This window comes from Phycicoccus sonneratiae, from assembly GCF_016887965.1.
In the GTDB taxonomy this organism is placed as follows: domain Bacteria; phylum Actinomycetota; class Actinomycetes; order Actinomycetales; family Dermatophilaceae; genus Phycicoccus; species Phycicoccus sonneratiae.
Genome location: NZ_JAFDVD010000012.1, coordinates 51,758 through 78,007, shown reverse-complemented (window position 1 = coordinate 78,007; position 26,250 = coordinate 51,758). Strand labels below are relative to the sequence as shown.

At 75.7% G+C, this 26,250-nt stretch carries 25 protein-coding genes; 16 read left to right on the top strand and 9 right to left on the bottom strand.

Annotation, left to right across the window (positions count from 1 at the left end; all coding sequences use genetic code 11):
• Window positions 1–20: 20 nt before the first annotated feature.
• The gene (locus tag JQN70_RS20930) at window positions 21–677 is read right to left on the bottom strand and encodes a response regulator transcription factor (protein WP_204131395.1); all 657 of its coding nucleotides are present in this window, start codon (window positions 675–677) and stop codon (window positions 21–23) included.
• Window positions 678–693: 16 nt separating this feature from the next.
• Window positions 694–2,292: a sensor histidine kinase gene (locus tag JQN70_RS20925; protein WP_204131394.1), complete on the bottom strand. Its 1,599-nt coding sequence runs from the start codon at window positions 2,290–2,292 to the stop codon at window positions 694–696.
• A gap of 108 nt (window positions 2,293–2,400) precedes the next feature.
• Here JQN70_RS20925 and mtrA point away from each other — a divergent pair, with 108 nt between their 5' ends.
• The 7 genes from mtrA (at window position 2,401) to JQN70_RS11000 (ending at window position 10,103) form a co-directional block, all read left to right on the top strand.
• Window positions 2,401–3,078 (top strand): MtrAB system response regulator MtrA, encoded by a 678-nt coding sequence (mtrA, locus tag JQN70_RS11030; RefSeq protein WP_204131393.1) that lies wholly within the window; start codon window positions 2,401–2,403, stop codon window positions 3,076–3,078.
• Window positions 3,079–3,080: 2 nt separating this feature from the next.
• Window positions 3,081–4,739, top strand: coding sequence for an MtrAB system histidine kinase MtrB (gene mtrB / locus JQN70_RS11025; protein WP_204131392.1), 1,659 nt, complete (start codon window positions 3,081–3,083; stop codon window positions 4,737–4,739).
• The gene (locus JQN70_RS11020) at window positions 4,736–6,502 is read left to right on the top strand and encodes an LpqB family beta-propeller domain-containing protein (protein ID WP_204131391.1); all 1,767 of its coding nucleotides are present in this window, start codon (window positions 4,736–4,738) and stop codon (window positions 6,500–6,502) included. Before mtrB ends, JQN70_RS11020 begins: the two co-directional genes overlap by 4 nt.
• 109 nt (window positions 6,503–6,611) lie before the next feature.
• On the top strand, window positions 6,612–7,412 hold the full coding sequence (locus JQN70_RS20920) for a ComF family protein (RefSeq protein WP_204131390.1): 801 nt from the start codon (window positions 6,612–6,614) through the stop codon (window positions 7,410–7,412).
• 92 nt (window positions 7,413–7,504) lie between these two features.
• A complete protein-coding gene (gene hpf, locus JQN70_RS11010; RefSeq protein WP_204131389.1) occupies window positions 7,505–8,149 on the top strand; it encodes a ribosome hibernation-promoting factor, HPF/YfiA family in 645 nt (214 codons plus the stop codon).
• Window positions 8,150–8,206: 57 nt separating this feature from the next.
• Window positions 8,207–8,911 carry a response regulator gene (locus JQN70_RS11005; RefSeq protein ID WP_307835930.1) on the top strand — a complete coding sequence of 235 codons (705 nt, stop codon included), beginning with the start codon at window positions 8,207–8,209 and terminating at the stop codon, window positions 8,909–8,911.
• Window positions 8,904–10,103, top strand: a complete 1,200-nt coding sequence (locus tag JQN70_RS11000) for a winged helix-turn-helix domain-containing protein (RefSeq protein ID WP_204131387.1) — start codon at window positions 8,904–8,906, stop codon at window positions 10,101–10,103. The genes JQN70_RS11005 and JQN70_RS11000 overlap by 8 nt, the downstream gene beginning before the upstream one ends.
• Here the strand turns inward: JQN70_RS11000 and JQN70_RS10995 are convergent.
• Window positions 10,093–11,232 carry a GNAT family N-acetyltransferase gene (locus tag JQN70_RS10995; RefSeq protein ID WP_204131386.1) on the bottom strand — a complete coding sequence of 380 codons (1,140 nt, stop codon included), beginning with the start codon at window positions 11,230–11,232 and terminating at the stop codon, window positions 10,093–10,095. The genes JQN70_RS11000 and JQN70_RS10995 overlap by 11 nt on opposite strands.
• 168 nt (window positions 11,233–11,400) lie before the next feature.
• Here JQN70_RS10995 and secA point away from each other — a divergent pair, with 168 nt between their 5' ends.
• Complete coding sequence (gene secA / locus JQN70_RS10990) at window positions 11,401–14,280, top strand: preprotein translocase subunit SecA (RefSeq protein WP_204131385.1); 2,880 nt, start codon at window positions 11,401–11,403, stop codon at window positions 14,278–14,280.
• A gap of 70 nt (window positions 14,281–14,350) precedes the next feature.
• Here the strand turns inward: secA and JQN70_RS10985 are convergent, their stop codons facing one another.
• Both JQN70_RS10985 and JQN70_RS10980 read right to left on the bottom strand, forming a co-directional pair.
• Window positions 14,351–14,890 carry an Rv3235 family protein gene (locus JQN70_RS10985; RefSeq protein WP_204131384.1) on the bottom strand — a complete coding sequence of 180 codons (540 nt, stop codon included), beginning with the start codon at window positions 14,888–14,890 and terminating at the stop codon, window positions 14,351–14,353.
• The gene (locus JQN70_RS10980; protein ID WP_204131383.1) at window positions 14,887–15,639 is read right to left on the bottom strand and encodes a LysM peptidoglycan-binding domain-containing protein; all 753 of its coding nucleotides are present in this window, start codon (window positions 15,637–15,639) and stop codon (window positions 14,887–14,889) included. The genes JQN70_RS10985 and JQN70_RS10980 overlap by 4 nt, the downstream gene beginning before the upstream one ends.
• Before the next feature lie 90 nt (window positions 15,640–15,729).
• Between JQN70_RS10980 and JQN70_RS10975 the strand changes: the two genes are divergently transcribed.
• A complete protein-coding gene (locus JQN70_RS10975; protein ID WP_204131382.1) occupies window positions 15,730–16,272 on the top strand; it encodes a hypothetical protein in 543 nt (180 codons plus the stop codon).
• Between the two features lie 24 nt (window positions 16,273–16,296).
• Here JQN70_RS10975 and JQN70_RS10970 read toward each other — a convergent pair whose 3' ends face one another.
• A complete protein-coding gene (locus JQN70_RS10970; protein WP_204131381.1) occupies window positions 16,297–16,545 on the bottom strand; it encodes a helix-turn-helix domain-containing protein in 249 nt (82 codons plus the stop codon).
• 101 nt (window positions 16,546–16,646) lie between these two features.
• Here JQN70_RS10970 and JQN70_RS10965 point away from each other — a divergent pair, with 101 nt between their 5' ends.
• The 5 genes from JQN70_RS10965 (at window position 16,647) to pruA (ending at window position 22,212) form a co-directional block, all read left to right on the top strand.
• A complete protein-coding gene (locus JQN70_RS10965; RefSeq protein WP_204131380.1) occupies window positions 16,647–17,306 on the top strand; it encodes an RcpC/CpaB family pilus assembly protein in 660 nt (219 codons plus the stop codon).
• The gene (locus JQN70_RS20915) at window positions 17,303–18,583 is read left to right on the top strand and encodes a CpaE/TadZ family protein (protein ID WP_204131379.1); all 1,281 of its coding nucleotides are present in this window, start codon (window positions 17,303–17,305) and stop codon (window positions 18,581–18,583) included. The genes JQN70_RS10965 and JQN70_RS20915 overlap by 4 nt, the downstream gene beginning before the upstream one ends.
• Before the next feature lie 12 nt (window positions 18,584–18,595).
• Window positions 18,596–20,041 carry a WS/DGAT/MGAT family O-acyltransferase gene (locus JQN70_RS10955; protein ID WP_204131378.1) on the top strand — a complete coding sequence of 482 codons (1,446 nt, stop codon included), beginning with the start codon at window positions 18,596–18,598 and terminating at the stop codon, window positions 20,039–20,041.
• 22 nt (window positions 20,042–20,063) lie between these two features.
• Entirely contained in the window at window positions 20,064–20,486 is a 423-nt protein-coding gene (locus tag JQN70_RS10950; protein ID WP_204131377.1) for a DUF6912 family protein, read from the top strand.
• A gap of 97 nt (window positions 20,487–20,583) precedes the next feature.
• Window positions 20,584–22,212 carry an L-glutamate gamma-semialdehyde dehydrogenase gene (gene pruA, locus JQN70_RS10945; RefSeq protein ID WP_204131376.1) on the top strand — a complete coding sequence of 543 codons (1,629 nt, stop codon included), beginning with the start codon at window positions 20,584–20,586 and terminating at the stop codon, window positions 22,210–22,212.
• A gap of 10 nt (window positions 22,213–22,222) precedes the next feature.
• Here the strand turns inward: pruA and JQN70_RS10940 are convergent, their stop codons facing one another.
• Genes JQN70_RS10940 through JQN70_RS10930 form a run of 3 tightly spaced genes read right to left on the bottom strand, consistent with a single transcriptional unit; the run spans window position 22,223 to window position 23,585 of the window.
• Window positions 22,223–22,717 (bottom strand): DUF2505 domain-containing protein, encoded by a 495-nt coding sequence (locus tag JQN70_RS10940; protein ID WP_204131375.1) that lies wholly within the window; start codon window positions 22,715–22,717, stop codon window positions 22,223–22,225.
• Between the two features lie 44 nt (window positions 22,718–22,761).
• Window positions 22,762–23,283, bottom strand: a complete 522-nt coding sequence (locus tag JQN70_RS10935) for a hypothetical protein (protein ID WP_204131374.1) — start codon at window positions 23,281–23,283, stop codon at window positions 22,762–22,764.
• The gene (locus JQN70_RS10930; protein ID WP_204131373.1) at window positions 23,280–23,585 is read right to left on the bottom strand and encodes a hypothetical protein; all 306 of its coding nucleotides are present in this window, start codon (window positions 23,583–23,585) and stop codon (window positions 23,280–23,282) included. Before JQN70_RS10930 ends, JQN70_RS10935 begins: the two co-directional genes overlap by 4 nt.
• A 68-nt stretch (window positions 23,586–23,653) precedes the next feature.
• Here JQN70_RS10930 and JQN70_RS10925 point away from each other — a divergent pair, with 68 nt between their 5' ends.
• Both JQN70_RS10925 and JQN70_RS10920 read left to right on the top strand, forming a co-directional pair.
• The gene (locus tag JQN70_RS10925) at window positions 23,654–24,826 is read left to right on the top strand and encodes a M20/M25/M40 family metallo-hydrolase (RefSeq protein ID WP_204131372.1); all 1,173 of its coding nucleotides are present in this window, start codon (window positions 23,654–23,656) and stop codon (window positions 24,824–24,826) included.
• Window positions 24,816–26,237, top strand: a complete 1,422-nt coding sequence (locus tag JQN70_RS10920; RefSeq protein WP_204131371.1) for an aminotransferase class I/II-fold pyridoxal phosphate-dependent enzyme — start codon at window positions 24,816–24,818, stop codon at window positions 26,235–26,237. Before JQN70_RS10925 ends, JQN70_RS10920 begins: the two co-directional genes overlap by 11 nt.
• Window positions 26,238–26,250: the final 13 nt, after the last annotated feature.

Genomic DNA, 26,250 nt, shown 5'->3' with positions numbered 1-26,250 from the left:
ACGCCAGGGGTGACGGCAGGTCAGGTGCGGTCGACGTCGGCGACGAGGCCGAGCCGGACCGCGGCGATGACCGCGCTGGCGCGGTTGTGCGCGCCGAGCTTCTCGTAGATCTTGCCGATGTGGGTCTTGACCGTCGACGGGCTCATGAAGAGCTGACGGCCGACCTGGGCCACCGACGCACCCTCGACGAGCAGCTTGAGGACCTCGGTCTCACGGCTGGTCAGGGTCGTCTGCGGCGTCTCGTGCTGGCGGCGCATCGCCTCGGCGAGGCCGCTCGCGGAGAACTCGAGCGGGAAGTCGGCCGCGCGGCGCACCGCCGAGAGGACCTGGTCGGCCGGCGCGCTCTTGCGCACGAGCGCGGAGGCGCCGGCGTCGAGGGCCTCGAGGAGCGTGGAGTCGTCGCTGAGCATCGTCAGGACGACGAGCCCGATGTCCTTGGACCGGTCGCGAACGGCGCGCACGAGGGCGAGGCCGCTGCCGTCGGGCATCGTCACGTCGATGACGGCGACGACCTTGCCGGGCGGTGGGGTGCGCAGGAGCCGGTCGAAGAGGGCGCGGCCCTCGGCGAGCGACCCGGCCTGGCCGACGACGCTGATCTCGGGCTGGGCGCCGAGCATGCCGGCGACGGCCTCGCGGACCACCGCGTGGTCGTCGACGAGCACCACGCTGATCGTCACGGCTTCTCCTCGGGGGTCAGGTGGCCCGGAGCGCACCCGCGGCGGACGGCTCCTCGACGGTCAGGTTAACGGTGGTGCGCCCATTCGGCTCGTTGCGTACCACGAGTGTCCCGTCGAGTTCGTCGAGCGTGGTGTTCCGGTAGGACCGCCGCGCGCGCCGCGGGTCGCCGTCGTGCGACACGTCGACGACCGCCGGGCCGACGACCGAGGTCGTGAGGCTGACCCACGCGTTGCGGGCCCCCGAGGCCTGCGCGTCGGCGAGCACGTCCATGACGAGGCGGTGCACGAACATCTCGACCCGGGGGTCGAGGCGGCGCCGGCCCTCGCTGACGGTGATCGTCGTGCGGACGCCGGTCATCGACCCGAAGCTCTGGACCGCCGCCCCGAGGACCGCCCCGAGCCCGGTGCCGGGCCGCTCGGCGACCCGCAGGTCGGTGATGTGCAGGCGCAGGTCGGCCATCGCCTCGCTCAGCTGCTCGCGCAGGGCGTCGAGCGAGTCGCGCATCCCCTGACCGGGCGGGCCGGCCTGCATCCGCAGCGCGTCGACGGAGTAGCCGAGGGCCGCGAGCTCCTGGGCGATGCCGTCGTGGATGTCGCGGGCGATGCGGTTGCGCTCCTCGAGGCTCGCGTACTGCCGGAGGTTGCCGAAGAGCAGGCCGGCCTGGACGGTGGGGGCGAGGCGGCGCGTGACGTCGGAGACCGCCGCCCGCTCGGCCTCGGTGAAGGGGTGGTCGACCCCGCGCTCGACGACGACGACGGTCGTCGGGCCGGTGCCGTAGGCGAAGGGGACGACGAGCGCGCTGCGCCGGCCCATCTCGTCGCTGAACGGGACCTCGGTGGGCCGCCAGCTCGCGGAGTTCTGCGCGAGGAGGTCGGAGACCGCCTCGGCGAGGTGCCAGGGCGCGCGGGTCGAGCCGCGCAGCGCCACCGGCACGAGGTGCTCGGAGTCGGAGGCGACGAGGACGGCGCTGCGCGCGGAGGGGACCTCGGCGGCGAGCAGGTCGAGGGCGAGGGTCGCGCCGGCCGGGGCGTCGAGGCCGGTGGCCATCTCCTCGGAGAGGTCGTGGAGGCGCTGGATGAGCTGGATCGCCTCGCGCGCGGCGGGGTCGGACAGCTCGTGGCCCTGCTCGGAGGCCAGCCGCTGGTTCCACGCGCCGAGCGCGCCGAGCACGAGCGCCGCCGCGAGCCACGCGACGAGCCCGACCTGGAGGCCGTCGTCGGTGCCGACGCTCGCCTTGGCCATGAGGTAGACGAGGCTGCCGACGACCCCGGTGAGCAGGTAACCGATCCGGCCGAAGCGGGTGCCCGCGTGGTAGGCCGGGACGAGGATCAGCAGGGCCGCCGAGAGGTCGACGAGGGCGTACCCGGCCCCGGCCGCGCCGGCGGACAGGCAGAGCAGCGTGAGGACGACGGTGTCGAGCACGCCCTGGCGCGAGATGGGCATCCGGTCGAGGGCGCCGACGACGAGGTCGAGGACGATGACGGCCACGAGCCAGGGCAGCGCGGGCAGCACGCCCTGCTCCGAGACCACGGCGAGGAACACGCTGAGGACCACGAAGGCGAGCCGGATGGTGGCCGACGCGTCGAGACGCGACAGGCCGAGGGTGCGAACCACGCCCACAGGGTACGGCCGGGACGCCGCGGACTCCTGCGTTTCGTGGGTGATGACAGCCGTTTGTGTGATGATTGGCCCCTGTCATCGCTCGGGGAAGGACGGGACGGAGTGAAGGGTCGTGTGCTCGTCGTCGACGACGACCTGGCACTGGCCGAGATGCTCGGCATCGTGCTGAGGGGAGAGGGGATCGAGACCGAGCACGTCGCCGAGGGCGGCGCCGCGCTCGAGGCGTTCCGGCGCTACCGTCCCGACCTCGTCCTCCTCGACGTCATGCTGCCGGGCACCGACGGCCTCGAGGTCTGCCGCCAGATCCGCGCCGAGTCCGGCGTCCCCATCGTCATGCTCACGGCCAAGACCGACACCGTCGACGTCGTCGTCGGCCTCGAGTCCGGCGCCGACGACTACGTCGTCAAGCCCTTCAAGCCCCAGGAGCTCATCGCGCGGGTCCGGGCCCGGCTGCGCCGCGGCGACGACCCCGCCCCCGAGCGGCTGACCATCGGCGACCTGTCCATCGACGTCGCCGGTCACTCGGTCGTCCGCGACGGCGCGCCCCTCGGCCTCACCCCGCTCGAGTTCGACCTCCTCGTGGCGCTGGCGCGCAAGCCGTGGCAGGTCTTCACCCGCGAGGTGCTCCTCGAGCAGGTGTGGGGCTACCGGCACGCCGGCGACACCCGCCTCGTCAACGTCCACGTGCAGCGGCTGCGCTCGAAGATCGAGCACGACCCCGAGCACCCCGAGATCGTCGTGACCGTCCGGGGCGTGGGGTACAAGGCCGGCAAGGCCTGACGATGGCCGGGTCCGCCGGCGTCGGCGTGCAGCGGGTCGCGGCCCCGGGTCGCGGGGCCCGGGCGCGCGCGTCGCTCGCGACCTTCTTCCCCACCGTCCGGGCCGGGTTCGCCGGGGTGCGGCGGCGCTGGCGGCAGTCGCTGCGGCTGCGGGTCGTCGCGACGACGATGCTCCTCGGCCTCGTCGTCGTCACCGTGCTCGGCTCGGTCCTCCACGCGCAGATCGCGGGCGGGCTCGAGCGCAGCCGGATGCAGAGCTCGCAGTACGAGGCGCTGGCCCTCACCGCGCAGGCCCAGAAGCAGTGGGACGCCTCGACCTCGACGTCGGTCGCCGAGCTCAACCGCGCCGCGAACGACATCATGACCAAGTTCCTCAGCGCGCCCGGGCCCGACCCCAGCCGCTACGTCGTCATGGACCGCTCGCCCGCCAACGACACCGACGTCACGCTCGTCCAGCTGGCCAGCAGCCGGGCCGTCGACATCGACGTCGTCACCGAGGAGCTCCGGGAGGCGGTCGCCGCCACCCCCGGCCGGCAGCAGACCCAGGTCACCGAGGTGCGCATCGGCACCCGGGAGGTGCCCTCGGTCATCGTCGGCAGCGTCGTCCAGGCGGGCGACGCCGGCCCCTACGACCTCTACTTCATCTTCCCGATGGAGCAGGAGGTCGCGACGATGGACCTCATCGGCAACGCCTTCCTCGTCGCCGGCGTCATCCTCACCCTCCTCGTCGGGGCGGTCGCGTGGGTCGTCACGCGGCAGGTCGTCACGCCGGTGCGCCGGGCCGGCGAGGTCGCCCAGCGGCTGTCCGCCGGCCGGCTCAACGAGCGGATGCCGGCCCGCGGCGAGGACGACCTCGCGCTGCTCGCGACCTCGTTCAACAACATGGCCGACAGCCTGCAGAGCCAGATCCGCCAGCTCGAGGGGCTCTCGGCGGTGCAGCAGCGGTTCGTCTCCGACGTCTCCCACGAGCTGCGCACCCCGCTGACCACGATCCGGATGGCCGTCGACGTCATCCACGACTCGCGGCAGGCCTTCGAGCCGTCGGTCTCGCGCTCCGCCGAGCTCCTCGCCGGCGAGCTCGACCGGTTCGAGGACCTGCTCGCCGACCTCCTCGAGATCAGCCGGTTCGACGCCGGAGCCGCGGCCCTCGACCTCGAGCCGGTCGACCTGTGCGGCACCGTCGCCAAGGTCGTCGAGGCGGCCCGGCCGCTCGCCGACCGGCGCGGCAGCGTCGTCCGGGTCCACGCCGCGGGCGGGCCCGCCGAGGCCGAGGTCGACGAGCGGCGCGTCGAGCGGATCCTGCGCAACCTCGTCGTCAACGCCGTCGAGCACGGGGAGGGGCGCCCGGTCGACGTCCACGTCGCCTCCGGGTCCGACGCGGTCGCGGTCGTCGTCGAGGACCACGGGGTGGGTCTTCGCCCGGGGGAGGCGGCCAACGTCTTCACCCGCTTCTGGCGCGCCGACCCGGCCCGGGCCCGCACCACCGGCGGCACCGGGCTCGGGCTCTCGATCTCGCTCGAGGACGCCCGCCTCCACAACGGCTGGCTGCAGGCCTGGGGCGAGCCGGGGGAGGGGTCGCGGTTCCGGCTCACCCTGCCCCGGCACGCCGGCGCGAGCCTGCACGCCTCGCCCCTGCCGCTCAGCCCCGCGGACGAGTCGTGAGCCGGCGGGGCCGGCTGCTCCTCGGCGTCGCGCTCGTCGCGGTGCTCACCGGGTGCGGCGGGCTCAGCGGCACCGGGCAGGTCGAGCAGGGCCTCGAGGTCGGGTCGGGCAAGGGCCCGGAGCTCGGGGTCGTCTTCCCCGGTCCCGGGGCGGGCGCCGACCAGGAGAGCATCGTCAGCGGCTTCCTCAGTGCCGGGGCCTCGAGCGACGCGCAGTACGACAACGCCCGGGCCTTCCTCACCTCGAAGGTCAGCGAGCGGTGGAACCCCGACGCGACGATCGTCCTGCTCGCCGACGACGCGCCGGTCAGCACCCGGCTCGTCGACTCGGCGACCGTCGAGGTGCGGGCCAAGGCCTCGGCCACCATCGACTCCGGCGGGCGCCTCACCCCGGCGGCCTCGGGCGCGACCGTCACCGCGACGTTCACGGTGAGCACCGTCGGGGGCGAGTGGCGCATCGACGGCATCCCGAAGGACTTCGGCCGGTGGATCGCCCAGAGCTACGTCGCCCGGCTCGTGCAGCCGTTCGCCGTCCACTACGTGTCGACGAGCCGGCGCTCCACGGTTCCCGACGTCCGCTGGTTCCCGCTCGACCGGCTGGCCACCCGGTTGGCGCGCGCCCAGCTCGACCCCGTGCCCGACTTCCTCGTCGGCGCCGGCACCACCGCCGTCCCGGCCGGGACGCGGCTGCTCGGTGACGCGGTCTCGGTCGACGCCGACGGCGTGGCCTCGGTCAACCTCGTCGCGAGCCGGCTGGCGCCCGGCGAGGCCACCCGGCAGAACCTCTGGGCCCAGTTCCTCACGACGCTCACCCAGGACCCGACGGTCGGCGCGGTCTCGCTCGCCGTCGACGGCGTCCCGGTCGACCTCGACGGGGTCGACGGCCCCGTCGACTCGCTGAGCCGTGTCGGCTTCCCGGCCGCGTCCTCGTCGACGTCCACGACCAAGCCGGTCGTCCGGCGCGGGGCGGACGTCGGCGTCTTCGACCCGGGCGGCAGCGCCCGTCAGCAGGGTCGTCCGGCGACCCCGTCGAGCGGCTACCCCGACGTGCCCGCCGAGTACACCCACCTCGCGCTCTCGGCCGACGGCACGGAGCTCGCGGCCGTCGACCCGTCCGGCGACGGCGTCTCGCGGTGGCGCGGTGACACCCGCTACGAGGTCCCGGGCGTCGGCGGGGCCGTCGGTGCGCCGGCCTACGACCGGCGCGGCTTCCTCTGGGTCGGGGGCCTCGGGACACAGGGCCAGCGCCTCTTCGTCGTCGACACCCGGGTCGACCCCGCCGACCCCGAGGCCGCGCGCGCGACACCGGTGCGGGCCGACTGGCTCGCCGGGCGCCGCGTCGTCGAGGCCCGGGTGGCCGCCGACGGCGACCGCGTCGTCGTCCTCTCGACGAAGCCCGACGGCACCGGACCGACGCTCGACCTCGCCGGCGTGGTCCGGGGCAGCACGCAGCGCCCCGAGCGGCTCGCGGCGCCGCTGCGCCTGGGGTCCGGGCTCACCTCGGCCCGCGGGCTGGCCTGGCTCGACGACCGGCAGGTCGTCACCGTCGCGGCGACCCGCGCGGTCGGCGCCCGCCCGCTCGTCGTCTCGGTCGACGGGTCGGTCACCGCCCTCACCGCCGCGCCCGGGGCCCGGGCGGTCGCCGCCACCGGCGGCGAGCGCGACCTCTACGTCGTCACCGACAAGGGGCGGCTGCTGTCGCGCTCGGGGGTGCGCTGGGTCGACAGCGGCCCCGCCGACGACCTCGCCGCGGCGGCCGGCTGACCCACGGCGCGTCGGTGCGCCCGTCCACAGGCCGCCCCGGACCGGGCCTCGTCCACAGGTCCCGCCGCACCCCTCGCCCGCGCACGGGGTCCCGGGGCAGGCTCGCGTCGTGGGCGGGACGAGGCGGCGGTGGGGCGGGGGCCTGCGGGCCGCGGCCGGCCTCGTCCTGCCCGTGCGCTGCGCGGGGTGCGGGGCCCCGGGCGAGGGGTGGTGCCCGCGCTGCCGGCACGAGGCGCGCCGCCCGGCCGGCGGCCTGACGGTGGGGGCGGGGGTCCCGCCGTGCTGGTCGGCCACGCCGCTGGTCGGCCCGGTGCGCCGTGCGGTCTCGGCCCACAAGGACGGTGGCCGCCGCGACCTGCACCCGGTGCTCGTCGACCTCCTCGCCGCCGCGCTCGCCCGGGCCCTCGCCGAGGACCCGGTGCTCCGGGCCGCCGTCGCCGCGGGGGGCCCGGTGCTCGTCGTCCCGGTCCCCGAGACGCGGTCGGCGGCCCGGCGCCGGGGCGAGGATCCCGTCGGTCGGCTGGCCGGCGCGGCGGTCGGCCGGCTCGACGACCCGGGGGTCGCCCTCGTCCCCGTCCTCCGGCACACCCGCCGGGTCGCCGACCAGTCGCGTCTCGGCCGCTCCGAGCGGGCCGCCAACCTCGCCGGCGCCCTGGGGGTCGCGGGCCGCGGGGCGGAGCGGGTCGTGGGTGCGGCGTGCGTCGTCGTCGACGACGTCGTCACGACCGGGGCCACGCTCGGCGAGGCCGCCCGGGCGCTGCGGGCCGCCGGTGCGGCGCACGTCGTGGCTGCCACCGTCGCCGCGACACCGGGCGCGCCACCGGGCCGGCCGCGGCTCCACGAGGAGGGTGACCCAGCCGACGGCCCGGGTTCGGCCGTCGGTGTTGTGAGGGTCCGGTCCGACGGCTAGCGTCTGTGCATGGACCCGATTCCTCGGGAGGTGGTGCGTCCCACGCCAGACGAGTGCTGAGCCCGAACACCACCGAGCACGAGGAGGACCACGTGGACATCGTCGTCACCGGACGGCACCTGACCGTCTCCGACCGTTTCCGGGACCACATCGAGGAGAAGCTGGCCAAGATCACCCAGCTCGCCCCCCGGACCCGACGGGTCGAGGTCATGGTCAGTCACGAACCCAACCGCCGCCAGGCCAAGGCCTGCGACCGGGTCGAGATCACCTGCTACGCCAAGGGGCCCGTCGTCCGGGCCGAGGCGTGTGCCGATGACAAGTACGCCGCCCTCGACGTCGTCCTCGACAAGCTGATGGAACGGCTGAGGCGCCGCAGCGACAAGCACCAGGTCCACCGGGGGCGCCGCACCCCCGAGTCCGTCGCCGCCGCGACCGCGCGCATCGAGGCGCCCACCGAGGCCGCGCCCGACGACGCCGGCGTCGACGGCCGCCCCTTCGGCGACTCCCCGATCGAGGTCCGCGAGAAGGTCCACCGCTCCGAGCCGATGTCCCTCGCGGACGCGCTGCGCGAGATGGAGGCCGTCGGCCACGACTTCTACCTCTTCCACGACGTCGACACCGACCGCGCGAGCGTGGTCTACCGGCGGCGCGGCTGGTCCTACGGGGTCCTCCACCTCGACCTCGACGGCTCGCTCGCCGACGCCGGTGGGGACGTGGTCGAGGTCGCGGCCTCCTAGGCGGGCCCCGGGCGTGGAGACTTCGTCGGCGGCCCCCGACCTGACACCATGACCCCCGTGGAGGAGAGCGTGAACGACGACCACGACGGGGACGCCCCGCCGGGGGTCATCCGCGTCGTCATCGCCGACGACCACGCGCTCTACCGCCAGGGGATGGCCGTCGTCGTCGAGCTCGACGGCGCGGCCAAGGTCGTCGGCCAGGCGAGCAACGGGGCCGAGGCCGTCGAGGTCTGCGCCCGGCTGCGCCCCGACGTCGTCCTCATGGACGTGCGGATGCCCGTGGTCGGCGGCATCGAGGCGGCCGGCCGCCTCCACGCCGCCGACCCGGGCGCCCGCATCCTCATGCTGACGATGAGCGACGACGAGAGCGACCTGTTCCAGGCGATCAAGGCCGGGGCCAGCGGCTACCTCCTCAAGGACCTGCCCGGCGAGGAGGTCGCCGACGCCATCCGCCGCGTCCACGACGGGCAGGCGATCATCCCACCGGGGATGGCCGCCACCCTCCTCCAGGAGTTCTCCCGGCTCAGCCAGGACGCCGCGCCCGGCGACCCCGCCGCCGCCCACCTCACCGACCGCGAGGTCGAGGTGCTGCGCCTCGTCGCCCGCGGGATGGTCAACCGCGAGATCGCCGAGAGCCTCGGCATCGCCGAGAACACCGTGAAGAACCACGTCCGCAGCATCCTCGAGAAGCTCCACCTCCACTCGCGGGTCGAGGCGGCCGTCTACGCCCACCAGCAGCGGCTCGTCCCCCCGGATGCCTGAGCCGGACCCGGTCCGGCTCGGCGTCCCCGCGGCGCGGCGCATCGCCCTCGCCGCCCAGGGCTTCGCCCGGCCCCGCCCCGACCTCCCCGGCACCCGCGACCTCCAGCGGGTGGTCGACACGGTCGGGATCGTGCAGATCGACAGCGTCAACGTGCTCGTCCGCAGCCAGTACCTGCCGTTCTTCTCCCGCCTCGGCCCGTACGACCGCTCGCTCCTCGACCGGGCCCGCGACCGCGCCCCGCGCCGCGTCGTCGAGTACTGGGCCCACGAGGCCTCGCTCGTGCCGCCCTCGACCTGGCCGCTCCTCGACTTCCGGATGCGCCGGGCCCGCTCCGACGCGTGGGGCGGGATGCAGCGCGTCGCCCGCGACCACCCCGACCTCGTCGCCCGCGTGCTCGCCGAGGTGAGCGCCGGCGGCCCGATGACCAGCCGCGAGGTCGAGGCGGCGCTGGCCCACGACCTGCCGCGCGAGCGGGAGCACTGGGGCTGGAACTGGTCGCTCGTCAAGAACGCGCTCGAGCACCTCTTCTGGAGCGGCGAGCTCTCCAGCGCCGGTCGCACGCAGCAGTTCGAGCGCCGGTACGCCCACCCGTCGCGGGTGCTGCCGCCGGCGCTGCGCGCGGTGGCGCTCGACCCGGCCGCCCGCCCCGGCGACGAGGAGGCGTTCCGGCGGCTCGTCGAGATCTCCGCACGGGCCCACGGCGTCGGCAGCGAGCAGTGCCTGCGCGACTACTTCCGGCTCAAGCCCGAGCAGGCGCGGCCGGCCATCGCCTCGCTCGTCGCCGACGGCACGCTCGTGCCCGCGACGATCGAGGGCTGGCACCGCCCGGCCTACCTGCACCGCGAGGCCCGGCGGCCCCGGCGGGTGCACGCCCGCGCGCTGCTCTCGCCGTTCGACTCCCTCGTCTGGCAGCGCGACCGCACCCGGGCGCTCTTCGGGTTCGACTACCGGCTCGAGATCTACGTGCCGGAGGAGCTGCGGGTGCACGGCTACTACGTCCTGCCGTTCCTCCTCGGCGACCGGCTCGTCGCCCGCGTCGACCTCAAGAGCGACCGGGCGGCCGGTGTCCTGCGGGTGCGCCGGTGTACCTGGGAGGCCGGTCGCGGAGGGCCCGAGGACGCGCGCGAGCTGGGCGAGGAGCTGGCCCTGCTGGCCCGCTGGCTCGACCTGTCCGGCGGCGTCAGCGCCTGAGCCGCTCCCAGTGCAGGGCGGCCACCTCCCGGCCGCCCGGGAGGACGTCGGCCGCGCTCTCGCGGCCCCACAGGTCGAAGCCGAGGGCGTCGAGGACCTTGTTGCTGCCGGTGTTGTCCTCCGCGGTCTGGGCGACGAGCCGGCGCAGGCCGAGGCCCCCGTCCTCGCGCGGCGCGAGCGCGTGCTCGGCGACGAGCCGGGCCGCCGCCGTCGCGACGCCGCGCCCGCGGGCGCTCGGGACGACCTGGTACCCGAGCTCGGCGGTGTCGTCGTCGAGCGTGCCCTCGTGGACGAACACGAGCGCCTCGCCGAGCGCCCGCCCGGTGGCGGCGTCGGCGACGCACCAGCTGAGGGTCGTGCCGAGGGCCATCTTCTCGCGGCGGGTCATCAGCCACTCGGGGAAGGTGTCCGGCTCGAGGACGCCCCGCGCCGGCATGTGGTGCGCCGGCTGGTCGCGCGGCTCGAGGGCGTCGACGTCCTCGTCGAGCCACGGGCGCAGGACGAGCCCGCCGGCCTCCTCGGTGCGCAGGACGAGCGGCTCGGGCCACGGCGTGCGGGCCTCGAGGACGTCGTCGGCGCCGAGGCTGGCCATCCAGGTGTCGGCGGCCGGGCCACCGTCGGGGTCCGGGTGCGAGCCGGGCAGCGTGCCGTGGTGGGTGAAGCCGCACGCCCAGGCCACCCGCCACGAGGCGAAGTTGCCGCGCAGGGCCCGCCAGTGCAGGCGCTGGCCGCCCTGCTCGAACCAGTGCTGGGCGAGGAGCCGCAGCGCACCGGCCATGAGGCCCCGACCCCGCGCGTCGGGGTGCAGGCCGAACCCGACCTCGGCGACGCCGGCGGCCGCGGACGGTCGCAGGTCGATGGTGCCGGCGTAGCGCCCGTCGGCGTCCTCGGCGTCGGTGATCGCCCAGTACCGGTGCCCGCCGGGGTCGTTCCAGGCCGCCTCGATGAGGGCCAGGAACTCGCGGCCCTGCTCCTCGCCGTAGGGGCGGGGCACGAGCGTCCAGCGCTTCGAGTCGGGGTCCCCGCTCTGCTCGACGATGCGCTCGAGGTCGTCCGGGCGGTGCGCGCGCAGCCGGACGTGGCCGTCGGTGAGCTCGGGCACGCACCCGGGGAAGGTCGCGTCGGTCATGGCGACAGCCAACCACCGTCGCCGGTGCCGGGGGAACTCGGCGCGGGGCCCGGCCCGTTGGACCCCTCGGCGGGCACCGCCGCGCCGCCGGGTCCGGGGGGCTCGACTACCCTAGGCGGGTCCGGCGGCCACGCCGCCCGCATCCGTCTTTCCCAAGGAGTCCCACTCGTGAAGATCGTCGAGAAGCTGCTGCGTGCCGGTGAGGGACGCATCCTCAAGAAGCTCGACAGCATCGCGGCCCAGGTCGGGGCCATCGAGGAGGACTTCGAGAAGCTCTCGGACGCCGAGCTGCGCGAGGAGACCGAGAAGTTCCGCGCCCGGCTCGCCGACGGCGAGACCCTCGACGACATCCTGCCGGAGGCCTTCGCGGCCGTCCGCGAGGCGAGCAAGCGCACCATCGGCAAGCGCCACTTCGACGTGCAGATCATGGGTGGGGCCGCGCTCCACCTCGGCAACGTCGCCGAGATGCGCACCGGTGAGGGCAAGACCCTCGTCGCGACCCTCCCGAGCTACCTCAACGCGCTGTCGGGCAAGGGCGTGCACGTCATCACCGTCAACGACTACCTCGCCGAGTACCAGTCCGAGCTGATGGGCCGTGTGCACCGCTTCCTCGGCCTCGAGACCGGCTGCATCCTCGCCTCGATGACCCCCGAGCAGCGGCGCGTCGAGTACGCGAAGGACATCACGTACGGCACGAACAACGAGTTCGGCTTCGACTACCTGCGCGACAACATGGCGTGGTCCACCGAGGAGCTCGTCCAGCGCGGCCACAACTTCTGCATCGTCGACGAGGTCGACTCCATCCTCATCGACGAGGCCCGCACCCCGCTCATCATCAGCGGCCCGGCCGATGCCCCGACGAAGTGGTACACCGAGTTCGCGCGCATCGCTCAGCGCCTCGAGCGCGGCGAGCTCGAGTCCGGCCGCGGCGACTACGAGGTCGACGAGAAGAAGAAGACCGTCGGCGTCCTCGAGCGCGGCATCGACAAGGTCGAGGACCACCTCGGCATCGAGAACCTCTACGAGTCGGCGAACACCCCGCTCATCGGGTACCTCAACAACGCGATCAAGGCCAAGGAGCTCTTCCAGCGCGACAAGGACTACGTCGTGATGAACGGCGAGGTCCTCATCGTCGACGAGCACACCGGGCGCATGCTCGCCGGCCGTCGCTACAACGAGGGCATGCACCAGGCCATCGAGGCCAAGGAGGGGGTGGAGATCAAGAACGAGAACCAGACCCTCGCGACGATCACCCTCCAGAACTACTTCCGCATGTACGACAAGCTCTCGGGCATGACCGGTACGGCCATGACCGAGGCCGCCGAGCTCAACTCGATCTACAAGCTCGGGGTCGTGCCGATCCCGACCAACCGGCCGATGGTCCGCGCCGACCAGGCCGACCTCGTGTACCGCACCGAGGAGAGCAAGTACAAGGCCGTCGTCGACGACATCGCCGAGAAGCACGAGGCCGGCCAGCCGGTGCTCGTCGGCACGGTGTCGGTCGAGAAGTCCGAGTACCTCTCCGAGCAGCTGCGCCGCCGGGGCATCCGGCACGAGGTCCTCAACGCCAAGCACCACGAGCGGGAGGCGGCCATCGTCGCCGACGCCGGGCGCAAGGCCGCGGTGACCGTCGCGACGAACATGGCCGGTCGAGGCACCGACATCATGCTCGGCGGCAACCCCGAGTTCCGGGCCGTCGCGACGCTCAAGGACCGGGGCCTGGACCCGCACGAGACGCCCGAGGAGTACGAGGCGGCCTGGGACGCCGCGCTCGAGGCGGCCGAGGCCGAGGTCGCGGCCGAGCACGAGGAGGTCACCGAGCTCGGCGGGCTCTACGTCCTCGGCACCGAGCGGCACGAGTCGCGGCGCATCGACAACCAGCTGCGCGGCCGCTCGGGCCGTCAGGGCGACCCCGGCGAGTCGCGGTTCTACCTCTCGCTCGAGGACCACCTCATGCGGCTGTTCAACGCCGGCCTCGTCGACCGGGTGATGACGACCGCCAAGCTCGACGACGACCAGCCGATCGAGTCCAAGCTCGTGTCGCGCTCGATCCAGTCGGCGCAGGCGCAGGTCGAGGCGCAGAACTTCGAGATCCGCAAGAACGTCCTCAAGTACGACGACGTCCTCAACCGCCAGCGCACAGTCATCTACGACGAGCGCCGCCGGGTCCTCGAGGGCGAGGACCTCCACGAGCAGCTGCGGTTCTTCGTCAACGACGTCGTCGAGGGCTACATCGACGCCGAGACCTCCGAGGGCTTCGCCGAGGACTGGAACCTCGAGCGGCTCTGGGGGGCGCTGCGCGCGCTCTACCCGGTCTCGATCACGCCCGAGCAGCTCGAGGAGGCGGCCGGCGGGCGCAACGCGCTGACCGCCGAGGTGCTCAAGGAGGAGATCCTCTCCGACGCGCACCACGCCTACGACGAGCGCGAGAAGGCGCTCGGCGAGGAGGTCATGCGCGAGGTCGAGCGACGGGTCATGCTCTCGGTCCTCGACCGCAAGTGGCGTGAGCACCTCTACGAGATGGACTACCTGCAGGAGGGCATCGGCCTGCGCGCGATGGCCCAGCGTGACCCACTCGTCGAGTACCAGCGCGAGGGCTTCCAGCTCTGGCAGGCGATGAACGAGTCGGTCAAGGAGGAGTCGGTCGGGCTGCTCTTCCACGTCGACGTCAAGGTCGACGAGCCGCAGGAGGCGCCGGCCGTGCAGCCGGTGACCGTCTCGCAGATGCTCGGCGCGATGAGCGGGGAGGCGAAGGCGGCCGCCGAGGAGCCGGCCGGCGACGTCGTCGTCGAGACCGAGCCGGAGGCGGGAGCCGAGGAGGCCGACGGGCACCCGCACGTCGAGGTGTCGGGGGTCGGGGTCGGCCGTCCGCGCACCGGCGCCCTGCACTACTCGGCGCCGACCGAGACCGGCGAGGTCGAGGTCCGCGACGAGCGCGGGGGCGCGGGCACGACGCTCACCGACGAGCAGCTCTCGGGCACCCCGAAGAACGCGCCCTGCCCCTGCGGGTCGGGCAAGAAGTTCAAGATGTGCCACGGCCGGCGCTGACGGCGCTCCCGGCAGCACGACCGCGGGCCGCACCCTCCACGCGAGGGTGCGGCCCGCGGTCGTGCGCGGCTCAGCCGACCTGGAGGGCGCTGACCCGCCACTTGCCGTCCTGGCCGACGAGCCGCAGCGCCACGGCGCGCACCCGCGGGCCGTCCTGGACGACGACCGCGGCCTCGGCGACCCCGTCGACCGGCTCGCAGACCCGAACCCGGCGCACGGTGAGCCGGTGCCGCCGGCCGGAGCGTCCGTCGGCGGCGCGGCGGGCGACGAGGGCGCCGCGGCGGGCGACGACCGCGTAGACCTCGGGGGTGGTCCACCGGACGACCTGGGGCGCGGGCCGGGCGCCGGTCATCACCTCGAGGAGGGCGTGCGCCATCCGCGCCGCCCACTCGACCGGGTCGGGCAGGTCCGAGCGGGTGGTGCGCTGCGGCCCGAAGACCTGGTCGTCGGAGGCGCACGAGAAGTCGACGGCGAGGGCGTCCTGGACGTAGCCCGGCACCCGCCGCGCCGCGGGGTCGGCGGCCCGGGCCCGGCGGACCGCCTCGTGGAGCGGCAGGGCGGGGGGCAGGGGACGCACCGGTGGCGCGACGTGCAGCGGCGCCCGGCTCACGACACGACCGCCGACGGGGCCCGGAGCACCTGACCGGGCAGGAGCAGGTCGGGGTCGGGACCGACGACGTCGCGGTTGGCGGCGTACCAGAGCGGCCACTGCTCGGCGATCTCCGCGTCGGACGCGCCAGGGCCGAGGTGCCGGGCGGCGACCGACCACAGGGTGTCGCCGCGGTGCACGACGACCACGCCGTCGGCGTCGCGGGCCGCCGGGCCGCGTCCGCTGACGACCGAGACGTCCGGCTGAGGCCGCACGGCGGGCGCCCGCGGCGTCCACCCGGGGTCGGGCTCGACCCGCCACCCCGGGTCGGGGAGGGGGTCGGCCGCCGCGAGCACCACGGGCGGGCCGGCCGACGGCGCGAGCGCCCCGGCGACGACCGTACCGACGGCCCGGGCGGGTGCGGCGACCGCACCCCCGGCGCCGACCCCGGTGGCGCCGACGCCGACCCCGAGCACGACGGCTGCGACCCGGCGGACGACGAACGGCGAGAGCGCGGCCGAGGCGCGGCGCGCGAACCGGCCCACCACGCCCGGCACCCGCGCGAGGGCCTCGAGGAGGACCCCGAGCGCCAGCCACGCCAGCCCGAGGAGGCCGAGCGCCGCCACGAGGGCGAGCAGCACGTCGGCGGCCTCGACCGGCGCCCCGCGCAGCGCCGCCGCGAGCGTCGACCCGAGCACGACGGAGAGACCCGCGGCGCACCCGCCCGCCGCCACGAGCGTGGCGAGGGAGACGATGAATCGCAGAAACATGCGTTTGGTGCTGTTTGGTGCGGTTTGCATGACGAGGACACTAGACGGTCGGTCCGACACCGGCAAGGGTCGTGCGTACCCTGTGCATCCATGAGGTGGGAGGGGTTGTTCGCGGACCTCGAGGGCCAGCTGGCCGCCGAGGAGCGCCGCGAGCTCGACAGCGAGGTCGCCGAGCGGACCCGGAGGGAGCGCGCGCTCGTCGACCTCACCGCGCGGCTGGCCGGCGGCGTCGGCTCGCCGGTCGCGGTGGCGCTGACGGGCGGCCGCGTCGTCACCGGCACCCTCACCGACGTCGGGGACGAGTGGCTCCTCGTGGCCGGTGGGCTGCGGGAGGTGCTCGTCCCCCGCGCCGGCGTCGTCACGGTCGAGGGGCTCACCGCGCACGGCGACCCGGCCCGGTCGGCGCGTCGCTTCGGACTCGGCTACGCGCTGCGGGCCCTCGCGCGGGACCGGGCGACGGTGGCCCTCGACCTCGCCGCCGGGCCGCCGATCGTCGGCACGGTCGACGTCGTCGGGGCCGACCACCTCGTCCTCGCCGAGCACCCCGAGGGCGAGCCGCGCCGGCGCGAGAACGTGCGCCGGCTGCTCACCGTGCCGTTCGGCGCGCTGCGGGCGGTGGAGTCGCGGCGCTGAGCCGGCCCGACGCCGGGCGCCGGCTCAGGCGGGCGCGGTGTCGTCGCCGGCCGCGGGGTCCTCGGTGTCGGTGCGCGTGGAGACGAGCTCGCGGGTCTCGGCGTACATCCGCTGGATGTAGCTCTCGAGCTCGCTCGTCTCGACCCGCCACTGCCCCCGGCCCCCGACCTTGATGGCCGGCAGGTCGCCGCTGCGGACGAGCGCGTAGGCCTGCGCGGCGGACACGTCGAGGATCTCGGAGACCTCGGTGAGCGGGATGAAGCGTCGCGGCACGCGCACAGTGTGCCACCCACGGCAGGGGGTCCGGCAGGCGTCATCCACAGGCTCACGGATTCGGCGGGCGGGGGTCCGCGCGGTCGGGCAGGATCGCGGCCATGAGCGAGCTCCCGACACCCACCGCTTCCCGGCTGCGGGCCCCGTCCTGGCGCGACTCGCGGCTGCTCGTCGGGGTGCTCCTCGTCGTCGTCTCCACCGTCCTCGGCGCCCTCGTCGTGGCCCGCGCCGACCGCCGCGTGCCGGTCTACGCGGCCGCGGGGGCGGTCGCGCCCGGGCAGCCCCTCACCGCCGACGACGTCACCGTCGTCCGCGTCCAGCTCGGTGACGGCACGGCGGCCTACCTCCCGGCCGACGCCCCGCTGCCCGCCGACGCCTACGCGCTGCGCGACCTGCGGGCCGGCGAGCTCGTGCCGCGCTCGAGCGTCGGCACCGCCGCGACGGTCGACCGCCAGCAGGTCGCGCTCCAGGTCGACGCCACCTCCGCGGCCTCGCTGCGGCGCGGCGCGCTCGTCGACGTCTACGTCAACCGCCCCGTCGAGGGCACCACGGTGGGGGTGGTCAGGCTGCAGGGCCCCGAGCGCGTGCTCGAGCGGGCGGCGGTCGTCGCCGTCGCCGAGGAGGACTCGGTGCTCGCCGGGGCCGAGCAGACCCGGGCCGTGCGGGTCATGGTGCCGCGCGACGCGGTCCGCGGCCTCGTTGCCGACGTCGACGTCGGGGCACGCATCACCCTCGTCCCCGTCCCGGGCGGCGGCTCGTGACCACCGTCCTCACCGCGCTCACCCACCGCCACGAGGCGGCGTTCGTCGAGGTCCTCGGCGCCGCGTCCGGCATCGAGCTCGTCCGGCGGTGCGCCGACCTCGCCGAGCTCCTCTCCACCGGGGCGGCCGGGGTCGCCCGCGTGGCCGTCGTCTCGCCCGACCTGCGCGGCCTCGACCGCGACGCGCTGCGCCACCTCGCCGGCCACGGCGTGCGGGTCGCGGGGCTCGCCGCGCCCGACGACGAGGAGGGGGAGCGCCGGCTGCGCCAGCTCGGGGTGGCGACGCTGCTGCACCCCGGGGACGGCGCCGACGTCGTCGCCGCGGCGCTCGTCGCCCTCGCCGACGCCACGACCTCGCGCCCGGTCGCCGGCACCGCCGGCACCGCCGGCCCCGTTGACCACGAGCCGCTGCCGCCCCCGGACCCGCGCGTCCCGACCCCCGTCACCGTCGTCTGGGGTCCCACCGGTGCGCCGGGCCGCACCACGGTCGCCGTCACGCTCGCGGCCCGGCTGGCCGGCTCGGGGGTGCGCACCCTGCTCGTCGACCTCGACACCTGGGGCGCGTCGGTCGCCCAGCTGCTCGGGCTCGTCGACGAGGCACCCGGCGTCGCGGCGGCCGCCCGGGCCTCCGAGCAGGGGAGCCTCGACGTCCCCGGCCTGGCCCGGCTCGCGCCCGAGGCGCTGCCCGGCCTGCGCGTCCTCACCGGGCTGCCGCGCGCCGACCGCTGGCCCGAGCTGCGCGCGGCTGCGGTCGAGGACGTCCTGCGCCTGGCCCGCGGCGTCGTCGACCACGTCGTCGTCGACACCGGGTTCGCGCTCGAGGACGACGAGGAGCTCAGCTACGACACCGCGGCGCCGCGGCGCAACGCCGCCACCCTCGCCGCGCTCGAGGCCGCGGACCGGCTCGTCGTCGTCGGCGCCGCCGACCCCGTCGGGCTCCAGCGCCTCGTCCGCGGGGTCCAGGACGTCGCGGTCCTGCCGTGCCCGCGCCCGCTCGTCCTCGTCAACAAGGTGCGCGCCTCGGCGGCCGGCCCGCGCCCCGAGCGCACCATCCGCGAGGTCCTCGGGCGGTTCGCCGGGCTCGAGGAGGTGCGGATGCTGCCCTGGGCGCCGGACGACTGCGACGAGGCGGTCCTCACCGGTCGGGCGCTCACCGAGGTGCGCCCCCGCTCACCGCTCGTCACGGCGCTCGGCGCGGTCGCCGCCGAGCTCGACGAGCGGTGCGCCGACACCTCCGCGGCCGACCGCCACGGCCGTCGGCGGCGGGTGCGGGTCTGACACGATGGACCCGTGACCGACCGGTTGAGCGCCCTCGACACGTCCTTCCTCCGCCTCGAGGACGCGACGACGCCGATGCACGTCGGCTCGGTCATGGTCTTCGACGTGCCGGACGGCGGCTTCGACTACGCGCGGCTCGTCGACCTCATCAGCGAGCGGATCGCCTACGTCCCGCGCTACCGGCAGCGGATCAAGACCGTGCCCGGCGGGCTCGGCAACCCGGTCTGGGTCGACGACCAGTCCTTCGACATCGGCTACCACGTGCGGCGCAGCGCGCTGCCGCGGCCGGGCTCGGACGAGCAGCTCGAGGAGCTCGTCGCGCGCATCCAGCCGCGCCCCCTCGACCGCTCCCGCCCGCTCTGGGAGCTCTACCTCGTCGAGGGCCTCGCCGAGGACCGGTTCGCGATCATCACCAAGAGCCACCACAGCCTCGTCGACGGCGTGCACGGCGTCGACATCGGCGGGGTGCTCGTCGACGGCAACCCCGGGGGAGCCGACGGCGTCCTCGCCACCTGGCGCCCGAAGCCCGAGCCGACCTCCGCCGAGCTGCTCGTCGGGGCCCTCGCCGACGTCGTGCGCACGCCGAGCCAGCTCGTCGACACCGTGCGCTCCGGGGTCGACGACGTCACCCGCACCGCCTCGAAGGTCGCCTCGGTCGCCGGCGACGTGCTCTCGACCCTGGCCCGGGTCTCCACCCGTCCGGCACCGGAGTCCCCGCTCAACGCCTCGGTCGGGCGGGCGCGGCGCTACGTCATGGTCGGCACCGACCTCGACGACTACCGCTCGGTCCGCTCGCGGCTCGGGCAGGGCTCGTTCGCCGACGAGGTGACGATCAACGACGTCGTGCTCGCCACGGTCGCCGGCGCGTTCCGCTCGTGGCTGCTCACCCGCGGCGAGCCCGTGTACCCCGGCACCACCGTCCGCGCCCTCGTGCCCGTCTCGGTGCGCTCGGTCGACGTCGGCGAGGACGCCCCTCCGGGCCCCGAGGTCACGGCCTGCTTCGTCGACCTGCCTGTCGGAGAACCGAAGCCGTCGATGCGCCTGCACCAGATCGCCTTCTCGATGCGCCAGCAGACCGAGGGGGGCGGACGCCGCGCGGTGTCCGCCGAGGCACTCGCCGGAGTCGGCGGCTTCGCCCCGCCGACGCTGCACGCGCTCGGCGCCCGGCTCGGCGGGATGGTGTCGCGGCGGCTGCACAACGTCGTCATCACCAACGTGCCGGGGCCCCAGACACCGCTGTTCGCCGACGGCGCGCAGATGGTCTCCACCTACCCGGTCACCCCGCTCGGCGCCGGGCAGGCGCTGTCCATCGGCCTCACCTCCTACGACGGCGGCGTCTACTACGGGCTCTACGCCGACCGCGACGCGATGCCCGACGCCGACGTCCTCGGCCGCGGGCTCGTCGACGCGCTCCAGGAGCTCCTCGACGCCCCGAGACCCCGGGGACGCCGCCCGTGAGAACCGACCGAAGGATGCGCCGATGCCGCTGACCCGCGTCTACCTCCCGCTCACGACGGACGACCTCGACGCGCTCGCGGCCGGCCGGGGGCTCGGCCCGGCACCGCTCGCCGCGCACGGCGTCACCCCCGCGCTCGGCCGGCCGGGGCTGACCACCGACGAGGAGGAGCTCGAGCACCACGCGTGGGTCGCCGCCACCGAGGAGGCCTCGCTCCGGGCGGCGGGGTCCCGTCGGGTCGTCGCGGCCGCCGACGTCGACGCGGCGGTCGTGTCGGTGCCGGAGCGTCCCGACGTGCCCTCGCGGGTCGAGGTGGGTGCGCCGGTGGCCGGCAACCGCGTCGTGTCGTTCCACGTCGACGAGGAGCCCGGCGGCACGGGCACCGCCGACCTGCTCTGGTACGACGTCACCGAGCTCGGGGCCGTCCGCGCGCTCGTCACCGGCTGAGGCCACCGCGGCGACCTGCGCGAGTTGCGTCCGGGGAGCGCCGGACGCGAGAGTGGGCGGGAATCCGTCGTCGTGACCCGAGCGAGGTGCCCACCCCATGGACGCTGTGACCCACGTCCCCGCCCCCACCAACGAGACCGTCCTCGAGTACGCCCCCGGCAGCCCGGAGCGCGCGTCCCTCGAGGTGGCCCTCGCCGAGCTCGGCTCGGTGCGCCACGAGCTGCCGCACACCATCGGCGGGAAGCGCGTCATGGGCGGTGGCAAGCGGTTCGAGGTGCGCCAGCCGCACGCCCGCCGGAAGGTCCTCGGCGTCTCGAAGGGCGCGACGAAGGCCGACGCCACCGCCGCCGTCGAGGCCGCCCGCGCCGCCGCCCCCGGCTGGCGCGACCTCTCCTTCGACGACCGCGCCGGCATCCTCCTCAAGGCCGCCGACCTGCTCGCCGGCCCGTGGCGCGCCCGCCTCAACGCCGCGACGATGCTCGGCCAGAGCAAGACCGCCTACCAGGCCGAGATCGACGCCGCCTGCGAGCTCATCGACTTCTGGCGCTTCAACGTCCACTTCGCCCGCCAGATCATGGAGGAGCAGCCGCCGGCCAACTCGCGCGGGGTCTGGAACCGCAGCGACCACCGCTCCCTCGAGGGCTTCGTCTACGCCGTCACGCCGTTCAACTTCACGGCCATCGCGGGCAACCTGCCGACCGCCCCGGCGCTCATGGGCAACACCGTCGTCTGGAAGCCGTCGCCGACCCAGCAGCTCGCCGCGCAGCTGACGATGGAGCTGCTCGAGGAGGCCGGGATGCCGCCGGGCGTCGTCAACCTCGTCACCGGCGACGGCGTCGCGGTCTCCGACGTCGCGCTCTCGCACCCCGACTTCGCCGGCCTGCACTTCACCGGCTCGACGGCCACCTTCCAGCACCTGTGGCGGACCATCGGCGAGAACCTCACGTCCTACCGGCACCACCCCCGCATCGTCGGCGAGACCGGCGGCAAGGACTTCGTGCTGGCGCACCCGAGCGCCGACCCCGACGTCCTGCGCACCGCGCTCGTCCGCGGCGCCTTCGAGTTCCAGGGCCAGAAGTGCTCGGCGGCCTCGCGGGCCTACGTGCCCCGCTCGGTGTGGAAGGTCATCAAGGACGACCTCGTCGCCGTCACCGAGTCGCTGACCCAGGGCGACGTCACCGACCTGTCGAACTTCATGGGCGCCGTCATCGACGAGCGGGCCTTCGCCAAGCACCAGGCCGCCATCGACCGGGCGCACGCGACGAGCCACCTCGACGTCGTCGCCGGCGGTCGGTACGACGACTCCGAGGGATGGTTCGTCCGCCCGACCGTCGTCGAGAGCAGCGACCCGACCGACGAGATGTTCTCGACGGAGTACTTCGGCCCGATCCTCGCCGTGCACGTCTTCCCGGACCGCCAGTACGACAAGGTCCTCGACCAGATGGAGTCGATCGCCCCGTACGCGCTGACCGGGGCGGTCATCGCCCGGGACCGGGCGGCGATCGCCGACGCGACGCAGCGGCTGCGGTTCGCCGCGGGCAACTTCTACGTCAACGACAAGCCGACCGGCGCGGTCGTCGGCCAGCAGCCGTTCGGCGGCGGCCGGGCGTCCGGGACGAACGACAAGGCGGGCTCGGCGGCCAACCTCATGCGGTGGACCTCGACGCGCTCGATCAAGGAGACGTTCGTGCCCCCGACCGACCACCGCTACCCGCACATGGGCTGAGGAGGACGGGTCAGCCGCCGAGGCGCTCGCGGAGCAGCTCGACCTCGACGCCGATGGCGGCCCCGATGGGCTCGGCCGCGGCCTTCTCGATCTTCCCGCCGACGAACGGGACGTTGGCCTTGAGCTCGGCGTCGAGCACCTCGACCGACCCCGATCCATCCGGCTCGAGGCGCAGCACCCCCTTGAGGGTCAGCGGGGCGCCCTTGACGTGGAGGTCGACCGCGGCCTCGCGCGTCCCGTCGGGACCCGCAGCGCCCCACTCGTAGTCCTCGACGACGGTGAGGGTCGCCCCGACGAAGGAGCGGGCGACGTCGGGCAGGCCGTCGGCGGGCAGCTCGCGGGAGGTGTGGACCCGATGGCCCGTCGCGGTCGGCGTCACGTCGGCGGAGTACGCCCCGCCGTCGGTCGTCGCCGCGCACTTGGCCTCCTGGAAGGCCGGGTCCGTGAGCACCGCGTAGACCTCCTCCGGGCCGGCCGGCAGCTGCTCGCGCCTCGTGAGTCGCACTCGGGTCGTCCTCTCCGCGGGGGGTTCCGGTCCGGGCGATCCTCTCACCCGTGGCGCAGGCCGTGGGAGAGCGCGGCCAGCCGGTCGGTCGACTCGCGCAGCACGCCGAGGACGAAGTCGCGCCGGCGCCGGTGCTGGGCGAGGACGAGGTCGAGCTCGGCCTGGAGCCCGGTGGCCCGCTCGGTGAGCGCCCGCTGGGCAGCGGCGTCGGCCTCGCCCCGCACCCCGTACGCGGGCACGACGCGCTCGTCGCGCACCACCAGCCCGGCCGCCTCGGCGCGTTCCTCGACCGCCCGCGCCCGGGCGAGCAGGTCGGCGAGGTCGCTCGCCTGGTCCTGGAGGACGCCCGCGACCCGGACCAGCTCGTCGGCGGTGGCCGCTCCGGCGTCGGCGAGCCCGCCGCCCCGCCGCCGGGTGGCGACGGAGGCGCGCCCCGGCCAGCCCTCGCCGAGCGCGGCGACCTCGGGCCCGAGGGCCTGCGCGAGGGCGTCGAGCCGGCGCCCGACCGCGGCGGTCGTCGCCGCGCAGGCCGAGAGCGAGGCGGGGTCGCCGGGGACGGTGGTCACGGCCGGACCTCGCGCTCGACGGGAGCGGCGCCGCCGGTGGACCCGAGGTCCTCGCCCGACGACCCCGGCGTGCCGGCGAAGGGGGCGAGCGCGGCGGCCACCTCGTCGGCGGCCTCCCCGAGGGCCCGCAGGGTGTCGACGACCTGGTCGAGCCAGTCGTCGAGCACCCGCTGCGGGCGGGGCTCGCCGGTGACGACGAGGCTGGCGAGCACGTCGTCCTCCGCCGCGGCGAGCGTGTCGCGCAGGGCGTCGAGGCGGCTCGTGGCGGCGCGGGCGCGCAGCGGGTCGGGGCCGGGAGGCACCCGGCCACCGTAGCCCGGATGGCGCGCCCGCCTGCCGGGTTGCCCACAGGCCCAGTAGCGTCGGCGCCGTGGCCCCCGGAGCGATCGACCTCGGCGCCGAGGCGGAGCAGCTCACCGCCGCGCTCGTCGCCCTCGACTCGGTCAACCCCGGCCTCGTGCCGGGCGCCGCGGGGGAGGCCGGCGTCGTCCAGCACCTGCGCTCGCGGCTCGCGGCGTCGGGGTTCGAGACCACCGTCCACCACCCCGCGGGGCACCCCGACCGCCCGAGCCTCCTGGCCGTCGGCCCGGCGGGCCCGCCCGGCCCGACGGTCGTGCTCACCGGCCACGTCGACACGGTCGGGGTCGCCGGGATGGACGACCCGTTCGTCCCGCGCGTCGACGGGCACCGGATGACCGGCCGCGGCGCCGCCGACATGAAGGGTGGCGTCGCCGGGCTCGTCGTCGCCGCTGAGGAGCTGGCCCGCCGGGGTGCACCCGGCCGGGTCGTCCTCGCGCTCGTCGCCGACGAGGAGGACGCGAGCCTCGGCACCGAGACCGTCCTCGCCGCGCTGCCCGGGCTCGACCTGCACCCCGACGTCGCGCTCCTCGCCGAGCCGACCGGCCTGGCCCGCACCACCTCGCTGCGGGGCTACGCGCTCGTCGAGGTGCGGTTCACCGGCCGGGCGGCGCACTCGTCGCAGCCCGCGGAGGGGGTCAACGCCGTCGCCCACCTCGGTCGGCTGCTCGCGGCCGTCGAGGACCGCGACCGCGCGCTGGTCCCGTCCGGCGGGTCGCTCATGGTCACGGTCGTCCGGGGCGGCGAGTCGCCGTTCGTCCTCGCGCAGCACGCGGAGGCGGTCGTCGAGCGGCGGACCGTCCCGGGGGAGGACCCCGCCGGCGCGCTCGCCGAGGTGCAGGTCCTGCTGGACCGGCTCCGTGCCGACGACCCGTCCGTCACGGCGACCGCGCGACCGGTCGTGGCCCGCGCCCCGTGGCGTCTCGACGGCTCCGGGCCGGCCGCCGACCTCGCCGACGCGCTCGACGCCGCCCTCGGCGACGCGTCGCCGGCCGACCCCCTCGACGCGCCCTACTGGGTGGAGGCGCCGCTCTGGCAGGAGGCGGGGGTGCCGACGGTCGTCTGCGGGCCCGGGGGCGGTGGGCTGCACGCGGCCGACGAGTGGCTCGACCTGCGCCAGCTGCGCGCGTTCACCACGGCGGTCGTCGCCGCCGTCGAGAGCTGGACGGTCGGCTGTGGCCACTGACCCGCGCGGGTTGCGGTCCGACGCACCGCTGCTCGATGCCTGGCTGCGCTTCCAGGAGCAGGATCCCTCGCCCTTCACCATCCCCGGCCACAAGCGCCGGCTCGACCTCGTCGGCGACGTCGTGGCCGGCGACGTGCCGCTCTACGCCGGGCTCGACACGATGCAGCTCTCGCGCGGCGTGCTGGCCGACGCCGAGGCCCGGGCGGCGCGGGCCTGGGGCGTCGACCTCTGCCGCTTCTCGGTCGGGGGCTCGACGCACGGCAACCAGGCCCTCGCGCTCGCCGTCGGGCGGCCGGGGCAGCGGGTCGTCGTCGCGCGCACGCTGCACCGGTCGATGCTGCTCGGGCTCGTCCTCGCCGGACTCGAGCCGGTCTGGGTCCGCCCCCGCGTCGACCCCGCCCACGGCCTGCCGACGGGCGTCGCGCCGGCCGACGTCGAGGAGGCCCTCGGCCGCGCCCCGGACGCCGTCGCCGTCCTCGTCGGCGACCCGTCCTACGTCGGCACCGTCGGCGACGTCGCCGGGCTCGCCGAGGTCGCCCACGCCCACGACGTCCCGCTCGTCGTCGACGCCGCCTGGGGCGCCCACCTCGGCTGGCACCCGGACCTGCCGCCGCACGCCCTCGCCGCCGGTGCCGACGCCCTCGTCACGAGCGCGCACAAGGCCCTCCCGGCGGTGTCGCAGGCGGCGCTCGTGCTCGCGCGCTCGGGCCGCATCGACCCCGCCCGCCTCGACGCCGCGGTCGAGGCCACCGCGACGACGAGCCCGGCCGGCGCCATCCTCGCGAGCACCGACGCCGCCCGCGCCCTCCTCGAGCGCGACGGCGCGGCCCTGCTCGGTGGGGTGGTCGACGCGGTCGCCGCGGTCCGGCGGCGGCTGGCCCGCGTCGAGGGGCTGGTCGTCCTCGACGGCCCGGGGGTCGACCCCACCCGCCTGGTGCTCGTGCTCCCGGGCACCGGGGCCGACGGCACGCGGGTCGAGGCCGACCTCGTCGCGGCCGGGATGCCGCTCGAGATGGCCGACCGCGACACCCTCGTCGCGATGGTCACGCTCGCCGACACCCCCGAGGGGCTCGACGCCCTGGCGACGGCTCTCGAGCGGTCGCTGGCCCGCCACCGGGGGAGCCCCCGGCCGACCTCCCCGTCCGGGGTGTGGTCGGTCGACCCGGTCACCGCCCGCTCACCGCGCGACGCCTTCTTCGCCGACCGCGAGCGGGTGGCGCTGCGCGCGGCGGTCGGCCGGGTCGCCGCCGAGCTCGTGGCGCCCTACCCGCCCGGCATCCCCGTGCTCGCGCCCGGCGAGCTGGTCACGACCGAGGCGCTCGACGCACTCGAGGCCGCCCGGGCCGCCGGCAGCCGCATCGCCTACGCCGCCGACCCCACGCTGACCACGCTCGACGTCGTCGCGCGCTGACCGGCGCCACCGT